This is a genomic window from Pirellulales bacterium, from assembly GCA_035546535.1.
Taxonomy (GTDB): Bacteria; Planctomycetota; Planctomycetia; order Pirellulales; family JACPPG01; genus JACPPG01.
Genome location: DASZWQ010000022.1, coordinates 47688 through 71020 on the forward strand (window position 1 = coordinate 47688; position 23333 = coordinate 71020).

Annotated in this window: 18 protein-coding genes; 11 read left to right on the forward strand and 7 right to left on the reverse strand. The window is 61.9% G+C overall.

All coding sequences use genetic code 11. The features are described from left to right. Positions 1 to 21: 21 nt before the first annotated feature. Positions 22 to 327, reverse strand: coding sequence for a DUF4404 family protein (locus tag VHD36_02365; GenBank protein ID HVU86135.1), 306 nt, complete (start codon positions 325 to 327; stop codon positions 22 to 24). A gap of 310 nt (positions 328 to 637) precedes the next feature. Between VHD36_02365 and VHD36_02370 the strand changes: the two genes are divergently transcribed. Then, positions 638 to 1237, forward strand: coding sequence for a DUF4254 domain-containing protein (locus VHD36_02370; GenBank protein HVU86136.1), 600 nt, complete (start codon positions 638 to 640; stop codon positions 1235 to 1237). A 4-nt stretch (positions 1238 to 1241) separates the two neighbouring features. Here the strand turns inward: VHD36_02370 and VHD36_02375 are convergent, their stop codons facing one another. Beyond that, on the reverse strand, positions 1242 to 2273 hold the full coding sequence (locus VHD36_02375; protein HVU86137.1) for a glycosyltransferase family 9 protein: 1032 nt from the start codon (positions 2271 to 2273) through the stop codon (positions 1242 to 1244). A 283-nt stretch (positions 2274 to 2556) separates the two neighbouring features. On the opposite strand from VHD36_02375, the gene VHD36_02380 reads away from it, so the two are divergent. Continuing rightward, complete coding sequence (locus VHD36_02380) at positions 2557 to 3561, forward strand: alpha/beta hydrolase family protein (GenBank protein ID HVU86138.1); 1005 nt, start codon at positions 2557 to 2559, stop codon at positions 3559 to 3561. A 117-nt stretch (positions 3562 to 3678) separates the two neighbouring features. Here the strand turns inward: VHD36_02380 and ppc are convergent, their stop codons facing one another. Both ppc and VHD36_02390 read right to left on the reverse strand, forming a co-directional pair. Next, positions 3679 to 6513, reverse strand: coding sequence for a phosphoenolpyruvate carboxylase (gene ppc, locus VHD36_02385; protein HVU86139.1), 2835 nt, complete (start codon positions 6511 to 6513; stop codon positions 3679 to 3681). A 15-nt stretch (positions 6514 to 6528) separates the two neighbouring features. Next, positions 6529 to 7908 (reverse strand): 6-phosphofructokinase, encoded by a 1380-nt coding sequence (locus tag VHD36_02390; protein ID HVU86140.1) that lies wholly within the window; start codon positions 7906 to 7908, stop codon positions 6529 to 6531. Between the two features lie 463 nt (positions 7909 to 8371). Here VHD36_02390 and glgP point away from each other — a divergent pair, with 463 nt between their 5' ends. The 6 genes from glgP (at position 8372) to VHD36_02420 (ending at position 16455) form a co-directional block, all read left to right on the forward strand. Further along, positions 8372 to 11041, forward strand: coding sequence for an alpha-glucan family phosphorylase (gene glgP / locus VHD36_02395; protein ID HVU86141.1), 2670 nt, complete (start codon positions 8372 to 8374; stop codon positions 11039 to 11041). Between the two features lie 629 nt (positions 11042 to 11670). Beyond that, complete coding sequence (locus VHD36_02400) at positions 11671 to 12663, forward strand: choice-of-anchor A family protein (GenBank protein ID HVU86142.1); 993 nt, start codon at positions 11671 to 11673, stop codon at positions 12661 to 12663. Positions 12664 to 12892: 229 nt separating this feature from the next. Continuing rightward, positions 12893 to 13915 carry a fatty acid desaturase gene (locus VHD36_02405; protein ID HVU86143.1) on the forward strand — a complete coding sequence of 341 codons (1023 nt, stop codon included), beginning with the start codon at positions 12893 to 12895 and terminating at the stop codon, positions 13913 to 13915. 21 nt (positions 13916 to 13936) lie between these two features. Further along, positions 13937 to 14941, forward strand: a complete 1005-nt coding sequence (locus tag VHD36_02410) for an alpha/beta fold hydrolase (GenBank protein ID HVU86144.1) — start codon at positions 13937 to 13939, stop codon at positions 14939 to 14941. Positions 14942 to 15006: 65 nt separating this feature from the next. Continuing rightward, positions 15007 to 16305, forward strand: coding sequence for a type III glutamate--ammonia ligase (gene glnT, locus VHD36_02415; protein HVU86145.1), 1299 nt, complete (start codon positions 15007 to 15009; stop codon positions 16303 to 16305). Next, positions 16306 to 16455 (forward strand): hypothetical protein, encoded by a 150-nt coding sequence (locus VHD36_02420; GenBank protein HVU86146.1) that lies wholly within the window; start codon positions 16306 to 16308, stop codon positions 16453 to 16455. 187 nt (positions 16456 to 16642) lie between these two features. Here the strand turns inward: VHD36_02420 and VHD36_02425 are convergent, their stop codons facing one another. Beyond that, positions 16643 to 16840, reverse strand: coding sequence for a hypothetical protein (locus VHD36_02425; protein ID HVU86147.1), 198 nt, complete (start codon positions 16838 to 16840; stop codon positions 16643 to 16645). Between the two features lie 7 nt (positions 16841 to 16847). Between VHD36_02425 and VHD36_02430 the strand changes: the two genes are divergently transcribed. Next, complete coding sequence (locus VHD36_02430; protein ID HVU86148.1) at positions 16848 to 17735, forward strand: hypothetical protein; 888 nt, start codon at positions 16848 to 16850, stop codon at positions 17733 to 17735. A 17-nt stretch (positions 17736 to 17752) separates the two neighbouring features. Here VHD36_02430 and VHD36_02435 read toward each other — a convergent pair whose 3' ends face one another. Beyond that, entirely contained in the window at positions 17753 to 19057 is a 1305-nt protein-coding gene (locus VHD36_02435; GenBank protein HVU86149.1) for a hypothetical protein, read from the reverse strand. A 409-nt stretch (positions 19058 to 19466) separates the two neighbouring features. Here VHD36_02435 and VHD36_02440 point away from each other — a divergent pair, with 409 nt between their 5' ends. Both VHD36_02440 and VHD36_02445 read left to right on the forward strand, forming a co-directional pair. Beyond that, a complete protein-coding gene (locus VHD36_02440) occupies positions 19467 to 20123 on the forward strand; it encodes a hypothetical protein (protein ID HVU86150.1) in 657 nt (218 codons plus the stop codon). 370 nt (positions 20124 to 20493) lie between these two features. After that, positions 20494 to 21630: an acyltransferase gene (locus tag VHD36_02445; GenBank protein ID HVU86151.1), complete on the forward strand. Its 1137-nt coding sequence runs from the start codon at positions 20494 to 20496 to the stop codon at positions 21628 to 21630. Positions 21631 to 21648: 18 nt separating this feature from the next. Here VHD36_02445 and VHD36_02450 read toward each other — a convergent pair whose 3' ends face one another. Continuing rightward, on the reverse strand, positions 21649 to 22998 hold the full coding sequence (locus VHD36_02450) for a DUF1501 domain-containing protein (protein ID HVU86152.1): 1350 nt from the start codon (positions 22996 to 22998) through the stop codon (positions 21649 to 21651). Positions 22999 to 23333: the final 335 nt, after the last annotated feature.

The following is a 23333-nucleotide window of genomic DNA, read 5'->3' on the forward strand; positions in this document are numbered from 1 at the left end:
CGCCTTGGAATAGCGCTACGATCAGATTCCCATCCGCCCCAGGGCGTCGATGATGCTGCCGACGATGCCGGCCAACGTGGGGTGAGTGGCTTCGAATACGCGCTCGGCGCCACCCAGCCGCGCGAGGATCGATTCTTGCCTGAGCGCCCTTAGCGGCCCGGCCGGAGAAGCGGACCCGGCGGGCGGCTTTTCCTCCAGCAGCGCCTCGATGTCCGAGGCGACGCCCTGCAGCAGCGCTCGGTTCTCGGCACTGAGGTCCGGAGCGGCGCGCAACTGCTCTTGGAGTCGGCTGAGTGTTTCCCGCAAATTACTCGACGCTTCCGTCATGGTCGCTCCGGAGCTCTAGTCGCTGAACGGACGCGTTCCCACTCGTTCCATTGACCCCAAGATTACGGCTGTTGACGCTGCGGAACAAGTAGCAGCGCGTCGGAAAACGGATGTCGGCTCGCTTGCATCCTCGGCCACCGGTTGGATCAGTCCTTTCCAGGAATTCGCCTTGGTCGAAACTGGGCTGCCGACCTATAATCTCCGCGTCCCGGGGCACTTCGAATGGACCGGCAAGCCACGTCGATGAAAATCGTGGCACGGCGCCTCGCATGGAGCGTAGTGTGCCCCTTTCAACAGCAAGGAATGCGCCATGTTTCGCGTCCAGGACGTTCTCGATCTCCACGAAAGCACCGTCGCTCTCTGGCACCAGCAGGATATTCACAACCCGTATCATGGGTTCTTGCAGCTGGTGTGCGAGCAACACCGCTTCAATTACTTGCTGTGGCACGAGGAAGATATTGCCCGCAGCCCGGACGTGAGCGACGCCCGGATTGCCGAGGTCAAGCGCGCCATCGACCGGTACAACCAGCAGCGCAACGATCATATCGAGCGGTTGGACATGTGCTTCATGGACTGGCTGGTGCGCGAAGGGATCACGCCGCAAAAGGGAGCCCGCCTCAATACCGAGACTCCCGGCAGCGGCATCGATCGACTGTCGATCCTGTCACTGCGCCTTTACCACTTGCAGGAGCAGATCGACCGTGCGGACGCGACCGAAGAGCATCGCCAGAAAGCCGCCGATCGCCAGGCGGTGTGTCTGCGGCAGCGCACGGATCTCTCGGGCGCGCTTGCAGAATTGGTCGACGATATCGCGACCGGCCGCAAGCGCCTGCAACTGTATCGGCAGATGAAAATGTACAATGACCCGACGATGAACCCGTACCTGTACGGCGCGAAGAAGGTTGCGTAGCCGCTTACGCTGCCTTGGCCCGACGTCCCAGCACACCTTGGCATGCCCGCGCGACGTCTTCGACCGTGATCGCGAGCATCGATTCGGGACCGGCCTTGCGGCGGCCATGCCGTGTAGCGTTGGGCGCTATTTTCTGCACGGCCACGTGGCCCATGCCGTAGGGCCCGTTGCGCTCGGCGGGCATTGGTCCAAACAGAGCGACGCAGGGCGTTCCCACGGCTGCTGCCAGATGCAGGGGGCCCGTGTCGCTGCTGACAAACAATCGCGCCCTGCGAATAAGGGAAGCCAGCTCAGTGAGCGTCGTGGGGGGCGCCATCAGAGCGTGACCTTCCGAAGCCGCGGCGATCGATTCTGCCATCGCCCGTTCCTTCGCCCCGGCCCATACGACGAGGCTCGGCAATCCGTGATCGTGCGCCAGGCAACGGGCCACGGCGGCGAAGCGCTCGGTCGGCCACAGCTTCGAGGGCCAGCCGGCGCCCGGGTTGATCATAACGAAGCCAGAGGTCAGCTCGGCCGTACGGACGATCTGATCGGCCCGCGAGTCATCGAGCGCGCTGCGTGGAATGTCGAATTTCACCGCGGGAGCCGTAATGCCCAGCGGCCGGAGCAACTCCAGGTTGCGATCCACCACGTGCTTGCTAGCAGGCTCGATCAGCACGTTGTTGAAGAGCGTGCTGAATTCACGGCCGTCGACTCCCTTCATGCCAATGCGCGTCGGCGCACCTGAGAGCCAGGCCGCGATGCCGCTTTTTGTCAGGCCCTGCACGTCGATGGCCACGTCAAAACGAAGCTGACGTAGCTTGCGCCGCAGTTGCCACACTAGCCGCGGCGATTTGAGCCAGCCGCGCGGGACAATCACCAGCTCGTCCAGGGCGGAGTGCTCGCGCAGCAGATCGCCCGACCGTCCCTCGACGACCCACGTCAGAAAGGCCTTCGGCATTCTCTCCCGCAGCGCGCAGACAACCGGCAAGGCATGCAAGCAGTCGCCGATGGCACTGAGGCGTACGATCAAAATGCGGGGGGAAGCATCCAGCATTTCCCTTTTTCCTCCGTGATTGCCGCGTTTTGGCGTGGCCAGGCGGGAATTTATAGCCCGAGGGTCGGTCGACGGCCAATAGAGCTTTGCCAGCAGACCCTCGGTCGGCAGCTATCCCGCGAGCGGACCCGGCTGCGGCCGCCACCCTCCGTTCCCCACCACTGTGCGGTCCGGCGGGCCGCTTGCTATAGTGGTCCTGGGAAAGCAAGGTGGCCGCTCGCTGCTGCTTTCTAACATCGGCCGTTCCTGGCAAAGTTTTCCGTAATTACGAGATTTTCAGACCGTGAAAACGATTCATCGCTCGTTCGTCGTGTTGGCCGTCTGCTCGTTGTTCACCTCACCGGCCGTGGCGCTGCCGCCGCCGCGCGAAGGTGAAATACGCTTCGAGACGACCGACAAGGAGCCGGCGGTCGCCAAGATATTTCAGCTCGAGCCGCATACATTCCACTTTCAGCAGGAATTCCAGAAAACGGCCTCGACGGCGTTTGAAATCTCGCTCGTGACGTTTCCCTCGCCCGTTGTCACTGCGCATCCCGAGAACAACACGGTTCATTGCGAGTATTTTCGTTGTTTGGCGCCGGGCAAGCATCCGGCCGTGATCGCCTTGCACATTTTGGGGGGCGACTTCGATCTGTCGCGCTTGTTCTGCCGGCAATTGGCCCAGAACGGGGTGAACGCGCTCTTCTTGAAACTGCCGTACTATGGTCCGCGCCGTCCGGAGGGGGTCGAAGTGCGGATGATCAACGATGATCCCCAGCAGACCGTTAACAATATGCGGCAAGGAATTCTGGACATTCGCCGCGGCGCCGCCTTCCTGGCCGGGCAGGACGATGTCGACAAAAACCAGCTCGGCGTCTTCGGGATCAGCCTGGGGGGGATCACGAGCGCCCTGGCCAGCACGGCCGAGCCGCGTTTTCAGAAAATCTGCTTGATGCTAGCGGGCGGCGACATGGCTAAGATCGCTTGGGAGTCGCCCGAGGTAAAGGACGTGCGCGAGCGCTGGCTAGCGCGTGGCGGCAAGAAGGAAGATTTCTACGACATCATCAAGCAGATCGATCCGGTCACCTACGGCGATCAGGTGCGCGGACGCAAGATCCTGATGCTCAACGCAACGCACGACGAGATCATTCCCAAGGTTTGCACCGAATCGCTGTGGCATGCCTTTGGCGAGCCCGAGATCGTCTGGCTCGACGCCGGACACTACTCGGCGATGCGTCATATCTTCGACGCCCTGGGCCGGGTCACGAAGTTCTTCCAGGACGACTCGCGGAAAAGCGCGGCGAAATAAGCCTTCGAGGCGAACGGATAAAACCTCGCTGGCGCTTCGGGCTAGTAGGTGGGGGAAAAACCCGAGGGTGTGCCATGCTTTTTCGCCGGAGGCGAATCAGCATGCAAGCCGTGGCCTTCACCCTGTATTCTTCAGTCCGGAAGCGATGCCGTTGACGCTTTCCAGGCACGCGGTCAGCAGTTCGCCGTGCGGTTCTTCGCCCGCGCGCAGGCGTTTGAGCAGCACCAACTGAATGAAGCTCAGCGGGTCGACGTAAGGATTGCGCCGATCGATCGATCCTTGCAGCACCGGCACATTATCCAACAGGCGCTGCTGGCCGGTGATCTTCAGCACGAAGTCGACCGTGGCGTGAAATTCGGTTTCGATGCGGCGATAAATGTCGTCGGCCAGTGACTGGTCCGGAACCAGGTCAGCATAGAGTCGGGCGATGGTCAAATCGGCCTTGGCCAGGATCATCTGCGTGTTGTCGATCAACGTTCGCCACAGCGGCCAACGTCGATACATGTCCATCAGTTGCCCGACATCCCCGCCGTGATCGAGCAGAAAGTCACCCACGGCGCTACCGAAGCCGAACCAGCCAGGCAGCGTGTGCCGGCTTTGCATCCAACTGAATACCCAGGGGATAGCGCGCAATTGATCGATGGTCCGCGTCGTACCGCGGAAGGCCGGCCGCGAGGCGATCTTCAACTGGCTGATCTCGCCAAATGGCGTCGCGTGCTCGAAGTAGGTGAGGAACTCGGGCGTTTCGTAGACCAGCTTGCGGTAATGGCGCGAGGCACTGGCGGCCAATCGCTCCATGGCCCAATCCCAACTCGGATCGACTTGTTCTTCTTCGGGAAAGCTGGCGAGCAGGACGGCGTTTATCAATTGTTCCAGGTGCCGATCCGCGATTGCCGGCCGGCCATAGCGGTCGGCGATCATTTCGCCCTGTTCGGTAATGCGAATCCGACCGTTCACCGCGCCGCGCGGCTGGGCCAGGATCGCCTGGTTGGCCGGGCCGCCGCCGCGTCCGACCGATCCGCCACGGCCGTGGAAAATCTGGATCGTGACGCCGGTGCGGCGCATCAACTCGCCCAGGTCGCGGTGAGCCTTGTAGATCGACCAGCACGACTGCAGGAAGCCGGCTTCCTTGCTCGAGTCGGAGTAACCGAGCATCACTTCCTGGATATTTCCGCGCAGCTCCAAATGACGGCGATAGACCGGCTGGCAGAGCAGTCGCTGCACGAATGGCACCGCGCCGCGCAGCGGATCGAGCGATTCCAAAAGTGGAACGATCTGTAGCCGACTGATTTCGTCGGCCGGCCGGAACAGCCGCGCCTCGCGCGCGAGCAACAACACTTCCAGCATGTTGCCAGGCTCGCTCGTGCCGCTGGTGATGTAGGTGTCGATGGCCTCGCTGCACTGCCCTTCGAGGATAGCGGCAATGGTGCGGAAGGTTTGCACGACTTCGCGCGTCTCGGGCGTGAACGGCAGATCGACGGGAACCAGCGGCCGGTTCTGTGAAAGCTCGCCTTCCAAGAGCTCGAACCGTTCATTCGGCGTGAGCTTCGAGTAGCGCGGGCAAACGCCGGCCCAATTGAAAATCTCGTCCAAAGCCCGACTGTGTCGCGTGGCGTGCTGCCGGACGTCCAGTGTCAACATGTGCAGCCCGAAGACGTCGACCTCCCGTGTCAGGTCGCGGACCAGGCCCGCAGCGAGGTGCGAGACGCGCGACACCTGCAGATCGTCGGCAATCAGCGTGAGGTCGGCACGCAACTCGGCGGGCTCTCGATAGATGCCCGGAGCCGCCGGCGCCGCATCACCGTACCAGTCGGGCGCGTTTTTCTTGAGGTTGTCAAGGGTGCGCTGCAATCGGGCGACGATGTAGCGACACTTTTGCCGATACGGCTCCAGATCTCCCGGCCGTCGCGCCTCCGGTAATAGCACCTCGTCAGCCGCAAGCGAGGCGACCAGCTCGGCGCCGGGCTCGAGAAAATGCCGCGAATGGCTCAGCCGCCGGCCCAGCTCGCGTACCTGTCCCAGGTAATGCTTGAGAATCGTTTCCTGGTGCAGCCGTACGGCCTCGCGCGTGACTTCGGGAGTAACGTGCGGATTACCGTCACGATCGCCGCCAATCCAGGAGCCGAACCGCAATAGCGGCGGTATGGCTTGCTTGTCATCGGGGAATGTCCGCTCGAGCGCTTCTTCGACGTCGCGATAAACGCGAGGCACGGTCGCGAAAAGCGTCTCGCTGACCAGGCCTAGTCCATGGCGGATTTCGTCGAGAACGGTGGGCCGCTCATTGCGCACGATATCGCTGAACCAGCAAGCCTCGACCTCGGCCGTAATTGCCGCGAGGGCCTCGGCACGCTCGCGAGCGAGTAATTGGCAATACTCCAAACGATCGAGCTGGCCGGCGATCGCGTCGAGCTTTTCCAGGATGGTGCGTCGCCGGGCCTCACTGGGATGCGCCGTAAACACCGGGCGGATCAGGGCTCGACCGAGAAGCGCCGAAATCTTTTCTGTTGCAAAGCCTCGATCGCGCAGGCGGCACAGCGCCATTTCCACCGATTCGGGCAGTGGTTGCCCCGGATTCTGTTCGGCCCGATTGCGAAGCGCGCGCACGCGGGCCTGCTGCTCCGTGAGATTGATGAGGTCGAAATACAGGCTGAAAGCTCGCGTTAGAGTGCGCAAACGGCGCAAGTCGAGCGTCGTCAAGCGATCGCGCAGCGCGCGCGCCGCGTCGACCGAAGGCGAGGCGCGCAATTGCTGGCCGGCGGTGCGGATTTCGTCCACCAGCCGAAAGGCTTCCTCACCCTCCAGCCGCAGAATCGTTTCGTCGAGCACTTGATCAAGCATGCGCGTGTCAAACTCCAGGCCCGGTTCGTCCAACAGCACGTCGCCTGGGACTGGCTCCTTGTGCAGGTTGAACCGGACCGCCAATTCCGTTTGGGTAATCAAGGCTTCCGACATCAAAACGTCTTCCCGTTAGTCGAGGTAACAGATGCGCTTGTTGACGTCGACGTTGACCGAGTGGTAGGGCTCGGCCAGATTGCTACGTCGGAACATCGTCTGGCGAACGTGTTCCAAGTCGTCCAGGCCGATCGCGTTGTTGAAGATCGGCAGCATGTAGTCGATTCCCATGCGCGACAGGCCCAGTCGTTCCGGGTCGTAAAAGGAAGCATGGGCCTGGCGGGCGTGAATCACGCCCCAGCGATCGCGGAAATCGTTGCCGTTGATGCCGCTGACGAAAAACCCCTTTTCGCGGTCGTACTGCAGAATCGCCACGCCGTTGACCTGCCCTTCGAGCAACAAGTCCAGGGCATGCCCACCTAGCTGCGTACCGTAGAAGGAGTCGAACAGGATCGGCCGGCCGCCACGCTGCGTGTGGCCGACTTTTCTGGTAAAGATCGCGGCCCGGGCTGATTCGTTGCGCCGTTTGCTGGTGAAATAGCTGTCTCCCATCCGCTCAATCAATATCTGCCGCAGCGCTTCGGCCGCGCCGGAAAGAATTTTGTTGCCGGCCGGATCGGTCGAATTGTGTACGGCGCCCAGTTCGCAGCCGTGTTCGTCGACAATTCCCTCGGCGCACACGATGACGACGTTTTTCTGCAGTTCGTAAAGTTCAATGACCCGTTCGACGACACGCTCAACATTGAGCGGAATCTCGGGAATGAGCACCATGTCAGGTTGCCCATAGGCGGCGCCCAGGGCCAGGTAGCCGGAGTGCCGGCCCATGACCTCGACGATGGCGATCCGCCGATGGCTCTCGGCCGTGGTGCGGATGCGCTGGACGCCGCCGGCCGAGACATATACTGCCGTGGCGAAACCGGGGGTCACATAGTTGATGATGTGGTCCAACTCGAAGCGAATACGCGAAGGAGCGCGCACGTAGCGATATCCGGGCGCAGCTTCACACGGCTCGCGTTGCCATTCGTCGGGCTCGTGCCGATAGTTGAGCCCCAAATCATTGTCGATCGTCTTGGGCGCGAGCACCGTGGGAAAGAATTCCGACAGGACCTGCATGCCGCTCAATGTGCCGTCGCCCCCAATGCAGATCAGCCCTTCGACGCCGAGCCGCTTCATTCGGTCGGCGATTTCTTCGATGGTGCCGCGATCGCGTGGGTCGACATAGTCGCGCGATGCGCCAACGATCGTTCCCCCGTAATTGGGGTTCAACTCGGGGATTGTCGTGAACAGCGGGTTGAGCCGAAGGTGTGGAACGCGCGGATTGAAGAGACTGCTGAAGCCCTTGATGAAACCGAGGACCTCGACCTTCAACTGGTTCGCGCGGACCACGGCCCCATAGATCGTGGCGTTCAAGGCCGGAGTATCGCCGCCGGCGGTGAGGATGCCGATACGTTTCATGCGTTTCTTTTGAGGGGGGCGACGTCTGCAGGGTGAAATAGCAAAGCCCGTACCATGCCCCCTCGCCTCGCCCAGCGAGGCATGTTCGAGGCAGCCCAAGCCATCGAAGCCCGAGAATCTGCGGCGCGAGGGTCGAATTCTTCGGTACGGTCGACGGGAACCACCGTCGCGCCATCTCTTTGCACGGTGAAGATTTGTGCGATGACTGCCTATGGCTTTGGCACTCGTCGGAAAGGAAGCACGAAGTCGCCAATCTCGCTACGGCCGCACTCCGCCGTCTGTGCCCGCAGCGGATGACTATTTGTTCGTTGCACGTCTAGCTTTAGGACGACGGAGCAAGGCCTTCGAAGAGCCGGAGCGAAAATGGATTTAATCGCGCGGCATGTAAAGTGCCTGGGGAGACCAAGGCGCATGGCGCGCCGCATTGCGCCTGATTCCCTTATCCTTCGGGGAAGCATCCACCATGAGCCTGCTCGATCATCCCGCCGTGGATCAAACGGCCGCGGCCAATCTAGACCCGCTCGCTATCCCCGCTCTTAGTCAACTTGCACCCGGCGTTGGCGATCCGGCGGGCACGCTGAGTAACGTCGTGCGGCTGATTCAGGAGCACTTTCAGACTGACGTTTGCTCGATTTACCTGATCAAGCCCGACCGGGCCAACCTGGTGCTCGCCGCCACCGTGGGCCTGCGGCCCGAGAGCGTGGGCCGAGTGTCGATGAAATTACACGAGGGGCTGACCGGGCTGGCGGCCGAGCAACTGCGGCCGATCGTCGTTGACGATGCGCCGCGCCACCCGAGATTCAAGTACTTCGCCGAGGCGGGCGAGGAGCCTTACCGTTCGTTCGTCGGGGTGCCGCTCTTGGACCAGGGGGTCATCCAAGGGGTGCTCGTGGTACAGACGCGCGAGCCGCGCAGTTTTTCGCGCGAGGAAACCTCGATGATGGTTGTGGCGGCCAACCAGGTCGCGCCGATCGTCAGCGAAGCGCGGACGCTCGAACAGTTTATCGCGCCGGCGTACGAGCGGATTTGGGCCTTGGCCCGTAACCTGTGGTGGAGCTGGGACCCGGTCGCCGAATCGCTCTTTCGCGAGCTCGACCCGGTACGATGGCGCGAGCTGGATCACAATCCGATCGCGCTATTGAGCGAGATCTCGATGGAGCAGCTCGAAGAGCGTTCGCGCCGGCACATGCTGCACAGCAGCCTGAACTATACCTATCGCCGTTTTCAGGAATACGTGAAGTCGGACGAAACGTGGGGCGCGGCCCATGCCGGCGTGTTGCGGGCGCGGCCGGTCGTCTATTTTTCCGCCGAGTTCGGTCTGCACGAGTCGCTGCCGATTTACTCCGGCGGCCTGGGCATCCTGGCTGGCGATCATTTCAAAAGTGCGAGCGACCTGGGCGTACCTTTGGTCGGCATGGGTTTGTTCTACGATCAGGGCTATTTCCGCCAGCACCTCACGACCGAAGGTTGGCAGAGCGAAGATTACTTGGAAGTCGACGTCAAAAAACTGCCCATGGAACTTGCGCTGGGTCGTGACCAACGTCCGATTACCGTGACCATGGAAACGCGCACCGGGCAGCTGTACGCACGCGTGTGGCGGGTCACGGTGGGGCGCAATACGTTGTACTTGCTCGATTCGGACGTCGACGGCAACGCGCCCGAGGATCGCGACCTGACCGCCCGTCTTTACGGTGGCGACCAGCGCGTACGGATTCGCCAGGAACTGTTGCTGGGTGTTGGCGGTGTGCGCGCCTTGGAAGCGCTGGGCATCGTGCCCGGCGTTTTGCACCTCAACGAGGGGCACAGTGCTTTCGCTTGTCTGGAAATGGTCCGCCAGCGCATGCAGCGCGAAGGGATCGCCTTCGACGAAGCTCGCCGCCGCGTCGCTCGGCAGGTGGTGTTTACTACGCACACACCGGTGCCGGCCGGGCATGACCGCTTTTCCGACGCGCTGATCGAAGAGCATCTTGGCCCGCTTCGCGACGGCTTGGGAATCACCTTCGAAGACCTGATGTCGCAAGGACGCGTTAACGTCCACAACCCGGAAGAAGATTTCTGCATGACGGTGCTAGCGCTCAAGAACTCGCGCCGCGCCAATGCCGTTGCTTCGCTGCACGGAGACGTCAGCCGGGCCATGTGGCAATGCCTCTATCCTGGCCGCACGGAAGACGAAGTCCCGATTGATCACATCACGAACGGTATCCACGTCCCCAGTTGGCTGGCGCCGCAGATGCGGCAACTGTTCGACCGGCACCTGGGGCCCGATTGGATCCGTCGCAGCAGCGATCCCACGCTGTGGGACAAGATCCCCTCGATCGACAATGGCGAGTTGTGGGAAACACACCAGGTGCTCAAGAGCGAGCTGATCAGCTTTGTTCGCGCGAGGGCCATGCGCCAGGCTGAGCAGCGCGGGGAGCCACGCGAGGTGATTCAGCGGCTCGGACGTGCGCTCAGTCCCGATGCGTTGACGATCGGCTTTGCCCGCCGTTTCGCCACTTACAAGCGGGCGAATCTGCTGTTCCAAGACTTGGAGCAGATCGCCTCGTTGATCAACGATCCGCAACTGCCCGTGCAAGTGATCTTCGCCGGCAAGGCGCATCCGCGTGATGTGCCGGGCAAGGAAGTGCTGCAAGAGATTGCCCGTTTTGCGAGATCGCCGCAGTTCTTCGGAAAGATCGTGTTCGTCGAGAACTACGACATCGACGTGGGCGAACACCTGGTGCAAGGCGTCGACCTGTGGCTCAATACGCCGCGCCGGCCGCTCGAGGCCTCGGGAACAAGCGGCATGAAAGTCGTTCTTAACGGTGGCTTGAATCTATCGGTACTCGATGGCTGGTGGGCCGAGGCCTACGACGGCACGAACGGTTTTGCCGTCGGCACGGGCGACACGCACGTGCTCACCGACGTACACGACCGCCTGGACGCCGGCTCGCTGTATCGAGTCTTGGCGGAGCAAGTGATTCCGCTGTTCTACGATCGCGATCAGGACGGCTTGCCGTTGGCGTGGATCAAACGCATGAAGGCGGCCATTCGCACACTTGGCTGGCGCTTCAATGCCGATCGCATGGTGCGCGATTACGTCGAGAAGTGCTACATCCCCGCGGCCGGCGGACGATCAAGTGGCGTGCGGTAACTCTTGTTCGGCCGCCAGTGATTTACGATCGCGATTTCCACTTACTCGCGCTGCGAAGGCCCTTGCTGGCGCTACCTGGTCCGATTCTCCGACATCCCTGCGCATTCAGTGCGCAGGCGCGCAATTTTCTGCCCATTTTTTTTACTAATGCCGTTTGGGCGTTCCGTTAGCCTCGTGTTTGATTCGCTACCTAAAGATTCGGGCTGCCTGGAAATCTACATGTGAAGTGGGGTAAATACGTGAAGACCTCGTTTGCTGTCGCGTTGCCTGCGTGTCGAAAAAATCGCCGGGACAGGCATTTATAACTCCTGTCAGTCCGCTGGGGTTTTCGCTCCCTCCCGATCCAGTTGTTCCAAAAGTAGGGTTTCTAATGGAGGCGGGCGCGCCAAATCCGCACATTCACTATGGGGCTCTTGCGGTTTTTTCGCCTCTCATGCACTCTAGGGTGAACACAGGGTCCAACGGGATGGATCCTGGCCGGATTTCCTTGCTGGTTCGCTAGACCGGCGGCGATACGGCTGCGTTAGCAAGTCACGCACATCGAACGGAGAATGCCAGTGAATTGTTCCCTCCGAGGCACCCTTGTTGCCTCATCCTGCCTCGTTCTTTCTCTCCTGCTCGGCGAGCAGATGGCCCTCGCTGGCCCTCTGGCGCTGGGTCCTGCCGGCGATTTCAACATCTTTGTGTTCGGTGACGACACTCAAGGTAATAGCGATACCGAGGGCCGCGTGGCCGTCGGCGGGAATGCCTTTTTCAGCGGCTCCGGCTGGACCATCGGTAGCGCAATTTCCAGCAGCACGACGAATCTGATCGTCGGCGGCAGCCTCTCGAACCAGTTCAACACGGTCACCGGTAGCGTGCTGGTAAACGGAAACGTCACGTGGCCCGGGCCGTCGATCCATGGCTCGCTCTTTGTGAACGGGAACGCCAACTTCGGCAACAGCGGTGGTCAAATCAACGGCACAGTCGACGTGGTAGGCACGTACACGAAGCCGGCGAACGGTTTCCCGCCCAATCAGAGTCCGCCCACCGTCACGCCGCTTCCTTTCAACTTTGCGGCGGTGAAGACCTCGTTACAGGGCGAATCGACTTACCTGGCCAGTCTCACGCCGAATGGCACGACGACGGTCAACTTTGGTGCCCTGGCGCTCACCGCGACCGGTCCGACGAACAGCTTTTATGTCTTCGACGTCACGGGCGCGCAGATGGCGGCAGCGGCAAGCCACGGACTGAGCATCACGGCTCCTTCTGGTTCGACGGTCGTTGTGAATGTCGACGGCACAAGCGATTCCATGACGAGCATGGGCATCTCGCTCAACGGCGTCGATAACCAGCACGTGCTGTACAACTTTTCGCAAGCGACCAGCTTGACCGTTAATCAGATTGGTATCGAAGGGACGATTCTGGCCCCCAATGCCAACGTGAATTTTGCCGGTGGCCAAATCAACGGCAGCTTGATCGCGCAGAGCGTTACCGGCCAGGGTGAGAGCCATAATCACCTGTTCATCGGCAACCTGCCGACGAACCCGATTCCCGAGCCCTCGACCTTCGTGCTGGCTGCGTGCGGCCTGGCGGCCTTCGCGGGCACGCGTGCGTATCGTGCGCGTCGCCTGGGCTCCTAAGTTTCGTTGGGACAAGCCTGGTATAAACACGGCGTGCCACGCTCAGGCGTGGCACGCCTTTTCTTTTGCGCTACCTTTGTTCCGTTGCCGCTCCTTGGCGATCGCACTACAATGGTTGACATCAGCGACGAATTTGGGTTGCGCGGCATCACTTAAAAAAATGGCCGCCCCCAGCAGGCGGTTCGTTCGCTTTACCTGCCGTTATCTCCTTCCTGCTGGGATCTCGATTATGTCCACGCTGCCATCGGATATTGCAGCTGTTGTGGATACAGATTCACGCATTCTGGATCCGAAGTCCGATCCCGGCGACATGGGCACGTCGAAACTGCCGGGCCGTCACGTCCTTGATATCGAGACGGTGCGCGGTCTCAGCCAGCGCTCCGACGCGCGCGGCCTGTTGCGGTTTGCCACGCACATGGCTTGCTTGTGCGTTACCGGCACGCTGATCTGGCTCGCACAGCCGCACTGGTACTTGATGCTGCCGGCCATGGTCGCGCACGGGTTCGGGATTGTGACCATGTTCGCGCCGATGCACGAATGCATTCATCGTACGGCCTTCAAAAGCCGGCAGTTGAACGACATATTTGGCTGGATCGCCGGCCTTTTGTGTTTTTACAACGCGACCTATTACCGCCGCTACCACACCTGGCATCATCGTTATACGCAGGACTTGGATCGCGATCCGGAGCTTTCGACGCCGCGGCCCCGTCATGTGCGCGACTATCTCGTTCACATCAGCGGCATTCCGTTCTGGTTTGCAAAACCGCGCGAACTGCTCTTGATCGCTACCGGGAAGACGCGGCATCTGCCTTACATCACGGAGGATTCACGGCGCGCCGTGGCACTGTCGGCCGCGGCGCAATTGACCGTCTACGCGGCCGCGATTGCCTTCTCGGTGGCAACACGCAGCACGTTTTTCTTGTATTACTGGTTCTTGCCGGCGCTTCTGGCACAACCGCTCTTGCGAATGTTGCTGATCGTCGAACACACCGGCTGCAGCGAAGATGCGAATGGGCTGACGAATACACGCACCACACTGACGGCCTGGCCGGTGCGCTTGTATATGTGGAATATGCCGTTTCACGCCGAGCATCATCTTTACCCGTCGATTCCTTTTCATCAGTTGCCTGCGGCGCACACCAAGTTGCGCGAACGGCTCGTGCACTTGGCGCCCAGCTACGTGGCGGCCAATCGCACCGTAGTCCATTCGCTCAGCAGGATGGAACAGCACCAAGACGCTACTGGCGTGTAGTCAAGCCCAGAAGGCGTCGCCATGGAGATCTTCGAGCTACCGAATTTCCGCCTGCAGTCCGGCGAAACACTGCCGCACGCGCAAGTGGCCTATCAGACGTACGGCCAGCTCAATGCCGCGAAGTCGAACGCCATTCTTTACCCGACCTCCTACGGGGCGCACCATACAGACATCGAATGGGTGATCGGGCCTGACGGCATCCTCGATTCGTCGCGCTATTTCGTCATCATCCCGAATATGTTCGGCAACGGATTATCGACGTCGCCGAGCAACTTAGGAGACGCGTGGGGTGATAAGCCGTGGCCCACGTTCACGCATATCGACAACGTGGCCGCTCAGCGCCGCCTGCTCGCCGAGGTTTTCGGCATCCAGCGACTGGCGCTTGTCTACGGTTGGTCGATGGGCGGGCAGCAAGCTCTGCACTGGGGAGCGCTACATCCCGAGCAGGTCGAGCGCATCGCAGCCCTGTGCTCGTCGGCCAAAACGTCTGTTCACAACCGCGTCTTCCTGGAAGGACTGCAGGCAACGCTGACGGCCGACACGGCCTGGAATGGTACGCACTTCACGGGTAAGCCCGATCGCGGCCTGCGCGCCATGGGCCGGGTTTATGCGGGCTGGGCCTTGTCGCAAGCCTTTTATCGCGAACAGTTGTACCGCGAAATCGGTTACGCATCGCTGGAAGATTTCCTGGTGCGCGATTGGGAAGCCAGCTTCCTGCGCCGCGATGCCGGCAATCTGCTTTCGATGATCGAGACCTGGAAACGCTCCGACATCAGCGACAACGACCGCTTCGGGGGCGACCTGCGGCGGGCGCTCGCTTCGATTCAGGCGCGGACGCTGATCATGCCGTCGGCAACCGACTTGTATTTCACGGCCGCTGATGCCCAGGCCGAATCGCAACACATCCCGCACGCCCAGTTTCGTTCCATTCCCTCCATTTGGGGACACCGCGCCGGTAATCCCCTGAAAAACCCTGCCGATGCCGCCTTCATCAAAGCAGCCGTGGCCGAGTTGCTCGACTCCTAGCGAGCGCCGCGCGGTTACACGAATCGGAAGTTGCGTCGGCGGGAACCATTCCCAAGGGTGCGGATATGCTCGCCGAGCAAGCGAAAAAACTGGGTATCAAGTATTTTCTCGTGTCGTTTTCGGACCTCTTCGGTACGCAGCGGGCCAAGCTCGTACCCGCCGCCGCGATCGATGACGTCTGCAAGACAGGGGCCGGGTTCGCCGGCTTTGCCACCTGGCTCGACATGACACCGGCCGATCCCGACATTTTCGCCGTGCCGGCGGTGGAAAGTCTCACGCAACTTCCTTGGAAGCCAGAGATCGGCTGGTTGGCCGCCGACTTGTACGTGAACGGCACGCCGCTCGCGCAAGCACCGCGCAACGTGCTCAAACGATCGCTAGCACGACTTGACGAGCAAGGGTACGAATTGCGGACGGGCGTCGAGTGTGAGTTCTTCGTGCTCGCGGCCGATGATCATGCGATAGCCGACCCGCGCGATGCGCAGCAAAAGCCCTGCTACGACCAGCAATCCTTGGTGCGCCAGTACGATCTGATTGCCGAAATCTGCGATTGCCTGCTCGAACTCGGCTGGCAACCCTATCAAAACGACCACGAAGATGCGAGCGGACAGTTCGAGATCAACTGGGCCTACGCTCCGGCGCTTGTCACGGCCGATCGGCAAGCGTTCTTCAAGTACCTCGTGAAATCGCTCGCCGAACGTCGTGGACTGCGTGCCACGTTCATGCCCAAGCCGTTCGATCATCTGACGGGTAACGGTTGCCACATGCATCTGTCGTTGTGGAACCGCACTCAAGGGACGAATCTGTTCCATGACGCGCATGACGAAATGGGACTCTCGCCGCTGGCCTATGCCTTCATTGGCGGGATGCTGCACTCTGCTGATGCCGTGTGCGCGCTGACGAACCCGACGGTGAACTCCTATCGCCGCATCAATGCCCCGGTCACAAGCTCCGGTGCCACATGGTCGCCGAACGTGATTAGCTACGCCGGCAACAATCGGACGCACATGATCCGCATTCCCGCGCCAGGCCGCATCGAGTTGCGCCTGCCCGACGGTTCGGCAAATCCGTACCTCATGGCGGCGGCGGTGGCGGAAGCGGGCCGCGAGGGGATCGCCGCACGGCGCAACCCCGGGCCTGTGCTCGACGCCAACATTTATCGCGACGCCGCGGCGGTCACGTCGTTGCGCACACTGCCCGACAATCTGCTCGACGCGTTGCGGGCCTTGGAGTCCAATACGGTGCTGCGCGAAGGGCTCGGGGCGACGTTCACCGACTCGTACCTGAAGCTGAAACGTGCCGAATGGCGCGATTACGCTCGCTTCGTGTCGCCGTGGGAACGCCAGCACACGCTCGACTGCTGAATGAGTCGCCCTGGCCGCTCGGGACCGCAAAATATCGATATCGAGCGAATCTCCGGCAGTTGCTATCATGCCACCGCGGCCATCCAGGGGTGGGTGCGCGCCAAGGTCCGCCTGACGCCTCGCGGAGCCGCACCGGTAGCGCAGGGATAGTCGCGCCGATTGATGGAACAACCGGCCGTAGGAGCCGCGCAGGACGCTGCATGAGCCGCCATTTCGCTAGAGCCGCACGATGGTGGGCCCTCGCGCTCGCGGCATGCCTTGCGCTGCCGGCTTTCGTCCGAGCCCAGCAAGATCCGAATCACGAGGGGCCGCGCTCTCCTTCAGCCCCCCCCAGCATCTACGCGCGCGTCTCGGCGGTGGAAGCGTTACCCACAGCGACGGCGCCGCCGACAAACCCCTCCTCGTTGCCGGTGGTGCGCCTGCCCCAGGTCGACGGCGGCCGCTCGCCGATCGATCCTTTGCCGCGTCCGTCATCGGCGGGTGTGTCCGCGCCCGTATTCACGCCTGCGGCCGGGGCGCCTGCGCAGAGCAGCATGTGGCTCGTGAGCACACGACGATTGCCCTATGCCGGTGGCAATCCGGTTTCGCCCGACTTCGCGCCGGACGTGAGTCTCTATGTGCCGTCGCGCGGTTGGACCGCGTCGTCGTTCCATGCATTGCTTGCGGCCGGGCATTCGGCGCTAACAACGATTTTTGTTCACGGTAACGACACCCCGCCTGATTTTGCCTTGCGCGGCGGGACGGGCCTGTATGGCCAATTGGTCGAGAATCCGACGGCGCCCGCGCCGCCAACGCGCTTCGTGATCTGGTCGTGGCCTAACGAGAGCACCACGATCCGTGTCCGCAAAACGACACAGGCCAGTGCCGCGCGGCTGGGAATCGAGGGATACTTTCTCGCATGCTGCTTAAGCTGGACGGCTCAGCAGGGGCCGACGAGTGTTGTCGGCTACAGTTCCGGCGCGGGCATCGTTACCGGTGGGCTGCATTTGCTAGGTGGCGGAACGCTGGAAGGGCGCCGGCTGGTCTCGCCCGCTCCGCCAGAGGCCAGCAAAATACACGCGGTGCTGCTTGGCGCGGCCACGCCGAATGATTGGTTGTTGCCGGGCAAGCCGCATGAGTTGGCCTGGACCCAGTTGGAGCGGCTAGTGGTCACGGTTAATGCGAACGATGCTGTGTTGCACTGGTATCCGCTGTTGTGGGGACGGGGAGGGCCTACGGCCCTGGGAGTGACGGGCGTGCTGGATCGGGCACGGCTTGGACCGGCGCAATCGAAACTCGTCGAGCTCGACTTGCGCTCGGCCATGAATCGCAACCATGGGTGGAAGTACTACAGCGCCTCGCCCGAGGTAGCGAATATCCTGCGCTACGAGATGATTTCGCTGCCGGCCTCGCGGGGGCAAGAGATGTCGCTGGCGCGACAGCCGCGATAGTGGCACTGCCGCGAATCTCACGATTCCGTTTCGATCGTCGTTCGCAATTGCTGGACGTACGCGTCCAATAGCGCGCGGCGCTGATCCCGATGGAACGAGCGCGGGTCGCAACGGACGCAAATTGCCATCCGCCCCGCATAGGTGTGAATGGCGAGCGAAACCCGCGTGTCGGGCCGGACGGGCGCGGCGCCCGAGCCACCCTCGAAGGCCAGGTCGCCGCATACGCGCAAGCCGTTGTGCAAGGGGAGGGGTACATTATCGAGCCCCGCGCCCAGATTGCTGAAAATGGCTGTGGCAAAAGGCCACGGGCGCGAAAGCGACCAGCGCAACAGCGCCGGCCAAATGCAGAAGATGCGCAAGCCGGCCTCGAAGTACAGGCCGCGCTTCTGCCGCTTGATTTCCGCCATCTCGTCCTGAATCGAATCCAACAAAGCCGCGCGGTCCCGGCAGTCGCGCGCGCGGCGCGACAAGAACGTGAAGCTGAAGACATTCGCCGCTGGCATGCGGTAGTCTTCGCGCCGTCGCAAATTGGTGGGCACCAGGATACGAATCGGTCGCCGCGCTTCCGTCGTGCCGCGGTTCCACTCGTCGAGCGTCAGAAAATAATCGCGCAACAGCAGGTCGTGAAGCATGACAGAATGCACCGCCGCGATGCGTGACAGTTCAGATGTCTCATGCTCGGAAAGGTGATGCACCAAATCGTCAGGGGCGTGCGACGGTTCACCCGTCGTTGGGTCATGATCATGATTGCTGACGATCGCTGCCTTTTGAACATTCAGCGGCAAGGTCACTCGCAGCAGGCGAAAGAGATCCTTCAGCCGCAATCGCTGCTTGAAGAGCTGATGACCATCGCGATCGCGCAGTCGCGCAGCGTCGACCTTTCGCCAAGGCAGCGGACCCGCGGATCCCAGTGATAAGTGGTCATAGGCCAAAAACAAGTCCATGATGAACTGAAACGCACCCAGCCCATCGACAGCAACATGGTGAAACACGAACTCCCAATCGATCAGATCGCCAGCCTGGCCAATCGTCATCTGCAATCCGCTGCAGGCCGCCCGAGAAAATGCGCTCGCGTGCGGATCGGCAGGTAGCTTGGCCCAATGAATGGGCGGGGGATCTCCCGCGGCCCAGCGCGGCCAGTCGCGGCGGTCATATTCGATCCGCGCCATAAGAAACGGATGCCGCTGCACCGTCAGCGTGAATGCTTGCGAGAACGCCGCTCGGTCGAGCATCCCGCGACTCTGCAAGCGAACGGGAAACGTCGAGGCATACTCGGGGCGATCCTCGAGCAGGTAGTAATACTCGAAAGGCGTGAAGGGCAATGGAAATAGGGAATCCAGTGCAACGCCCGCGCTGGAAGCGTCGCATTCAGTTGACTCGTGCGGCATCACGCCTTTTTCCGCCATCGTGAGCGCCACTTTGGGAGCGGGAGATCGATTTCATGATCCTCTGCCTCCTTGCGCATGTCGAGGGAAAACCCCAGGGCGACCAAGAACCGTTCTGCAAAAGGCGGTCCGAAAGCCGACTCGGCTGGTCGCTGTTTGCGAAAAAATCTCCCCGCGGACCGCAATATTTCGACCCTGCGCACGTTTATTGGGCAGCAGGCGGCGGACAGGAGGGCCGCCCGTGACTTAGACCCTTGGGGGTGCGCGGGACAATGCGATCGGCAGGAGCATCTCGATAGCAACGCGTATTAACCGGCAATACATTCCTTCTCCAGGAGCATTTTCGATGAAGCGATTAGCGTGGTGCGGAGCAATCGTAGCGGTGGCTGTTGCCACCACGGTCGTGGCACAACCTCCGGGCGGAGGCCGCGGCGGACGTGGTGGTCCGCCTGAAGGCGCGCCGGATGGCGGTTTTCGTCCGCCCCCGCCGCCGATCATCGCGGCGCTCGACGTTGACCGCGATCACGTTCTGTCGGCGGAAGAGATTAAGAATGCGCCGGAGGAACTATCAACTCTCGACCGCAATAAAGATGGCAAGTTGTCCGAGGACGAGTTCATGGGGCCGCCGCCAGGAGACAATCGCCGCGGAGCACGCGATGGCGAAGCGCAGCCGCGCCGCGGCCGCAACAATAATCGGCAGCGATTTGACGACCGCGGACCACCGCCCGATGGTCCGCCTGACGGTGGCCCGCGCGGATTTGGTGGACCGCCGGGTGATGGTCCGCGCAGCGGCTTTGGACCTCCAGGACCGCCGAGTCCTGAACAGTTCGTGCAACATGCCCTGCAATTCGACGCCGACAAAGACGGCAAGCTGAGCGCCCAGGAGTTGCGCAAGATGGCGGAGGACCTGGCGAGTCAGGGTCCCCGCGGACCAGGAGGTGCGGGCGGACCGGACGAGGATGGTCCGCCGCGCGGAGATCGCCGACCGCGTCGTCCCGATTAGCCGGAAATGGGGACGGCATATCCGGACGACGCCGAGACTGGCAACCTGCAATTTGCCCAATTCACGAGCCTGGTCGATTCTGGCCGCTTGCGCACCGAAGGTGCCGGCGGCCGGTTCTTTTTCGTGGCAAGGTGCGCTACTTTTGAGGGGTTTTGCGGATAATTCCGCCGCGTTTCGTGGGTGGCCCGCGCGCGATGGTTGACGAGATCGCAATCGGCGGCAATCCTAGACGCAAAGCACGTCTGCCCGCTTCCAGTGCCAACCGCATTCTAAGCTTGCACAACACGTCGCCGTTCGGCGATTCGCAAGCCCAACGGCGCTGAACAGACGCGGGCCCTCAAAACAAAATCGAACGAGATGCCGCCGAGCTATGGGTGCTTCTCTACCTATATCCATTGCCTCCGGATCGCTGCACGCGAGTACCGCGCCGATTCCCATCATTCACCTGTTGCGCGCCTTGGGATCGCACCTGATCGTGTGGCATCACCTGGCTTTTTACGGCCCGGTGTCCGATATCGCCTACACGACCTCGCCGGTGTTTTTTGACTGGCTAGTCGACTACGGGCGGATGGCGGTGCAAATCTTTTTCGTGATGGGCGGATTCGTTACGGCGCGCAAGCTCAGCCGGCCACAGCGCTGGACGCCGCGCGTACTGGGTAGCGAGATCGTCGCCCGCTACCGGCGGATCGGCATTCCGTATTTGGCCGCGCTCGTCGTAGCGGTCGTGGCCAATGAAGTGGCGCGGCGGTCGATGGAACATGAATCGATCTCGGCTACTCCGTCGGTCAAGCAACTGGTGGCGCACGCCGTGTTCTTGCAAGACGTGCTCGACTACGAGCCGCTGACGGCCGGCATTTGGTACCTGGCGATCGACTTTCAGCTTGGGATATTAGCGCTTTTGGTATTGGCCGTCGTACAATGGGCCCGTGGCGGCGGTAGCGACCCGGAAGCAGGATTTCGCGCTGCGCAATGGGTGTTCTGGCCGTTGGCAGGCGTCTCGCTGCTGTGGCTGAACCGCTTCGAACAATTTGACCACTACGCGCTCTACTTCTTCGGCAGCTATTTCACCGGCATGGTCGTGGCCTGGACGCTGGCCGGCCGTTTGCCGCGTTGGTCACTCGTGGCCTATGTCGCTCTGATCGCCGCGGCGCTGGCCGTCGACTGGCGGCCACGTCTGTTCGTATCGGCGGCAACCGCCCTGATGATTTTCGGCGCCGAGATGACACGCGAGCGACGTACGACCTGGACAAGTTGGATCGGCGGGTTGGCGCAGTTCTGGGGCGACCGCTCCTACAGCTTGTTCCTGATCCATTTCCCCGTCTGCCTGGTGCTGACGGCCTGGGTCGCGGACTACGTGGTTGACCGTCCGCACGCGGCGCTTGGCGTGATGATTCTGGAATACGCCGTCAGCCTGATCGCGGCCGTGGCCTTCTATCGACTGATCGAAGCGCGCCGTGCCACGACGCGCAAGTCCACCTTGCCGATGGCGCAGCGACAGCCGGCATAACGCCAGCGAGCTTCGCCTTTACAGCAGTTCGCTGATGACTTGCCCTTCGACCAAGGGCTGCGGACGGCCGACTGGGTCGACCACGTGCGTGACGGCTGGGTCGATGCCGATGTTGCGATAGAGCGTGGCGATCACGTCCTGGAAATGAACGGGCCGCTCGGTGGCGAACTCGCCCAAGCGATTCGTCGCGCCGATCACCTGCCCGGTCTTCATGCCGCCGCCGGCCAAGAGAGCACAGCTCACCTTGGGCCAGTGGTCGCGACCGGCGCCGTTATTGATCTTCGGCGTGCGGCCAAACTCGCCCCACGTGATGACGGTTGTATCTTCGAGCATGCCGCGCGTGGCGAGGTCTTCGATCAATGCGCTAAGACACTGATCGAGCTTGGCCCCGTGATCGCGGACCAGGCCGAAATTGTCGCCGTGGCTGTCCCAACGGCCGTAGCTCAGCGTGACGCAACGGACGCCCACCTCGACCAGCCGCCGGGCAATCAGCAACTGTTCGTTGACGGTCGGGGCTCCGTCGTACTGGAACTTGTACGGTTTGCCGTCTCCGTACCGCGCGAGCACGGCCGGATCTTCTTTGGAAATATCGAGCGCCTCGAGCAACCGGCTGCTCGATAGCACGTTGAAAGCCTGCTGCGTGAACATATCAGCGGCTTGCATGCCGCCGCGTGCGTCGACTTCGCGCCGCATGCGGTCGAAGCTGGTCAAGAGCGCCTTGCGATCGCCCAAGCGGTCGATCGTCACCCCCGTTAGCTTCATGTCGTCCAGCCCGACCCCCTCGGGCTTGAAGCAGCGGTACCCAGGGCCCAAGAAGCCGGGCGTGCCGGGGTCGGACCAGGGAGCGTGGCTCGTCTTTTCTGCCAGGCCCACGAATGCCGGCACCGACGGATCGACCGGCCCGAGCACTTTGGTGGCCACGGCGCCAAGGCTCGGGTGACCGCCCAGCACTTGCAGATCGCGAGGCGACCATCCGGTCATGCACTGCCAGGCATCATGGCCGCCGGTGGCGCCCACCACCGAGCGGATGATCGCGCAGCGATCCATCTGCTTGGCCAAGAGCGGAAACGTCTCGCCGATCTGAATGCCCGGAACGTTGGTGTCGATCGGCCGAAATTCGCCGCGCACCTCGGACGGCGCCTCGGGCTTCAGATCGAACATGTCCTGGTGCGGTGGGCCGCCGGCCAGGAAGATATTGATCACCGATTTATGACGTCGCGCAGGCGCGCTCTGCGTGGCCTGCGCCCGAAACACGTCGGCCAGGTTCAAACTGGTGGCAAAGGCCGAGAGCGCGCCGATCTGCAAGAAGCCACGTCGCGACAGGTTTCTATCTTCTCGGTCCGAAGATCGGCCAAAGATCGTCAGCATGCTCGTTGTTCCGCTGGCAGGTATTTAGGTGGGACGTCTGGCGGGGTCGCATCCCGAGGGACGCGGTACCCATGATCATGCACTTATGCGTGGGGCAAATGCAATACCAATCGCCCGAACGAGGGATGCCTATGTCCGGCCCAGGCCGCCCTCAGCATACCACCAAACCAGGCCGCTCCCTAGCATTTTGGTCCCTTCGCCAGGGCATTTTTTCGCCATGTGATCCACTCGCGCCGCTCAGCGAAAAAGGGCGATCCGACCGAATAGGAAGCACGAATGGCGGAACTACCACCTTGCCGCGACCCGTTTCGGGAGCAATGGAATGGCTCCTGCAT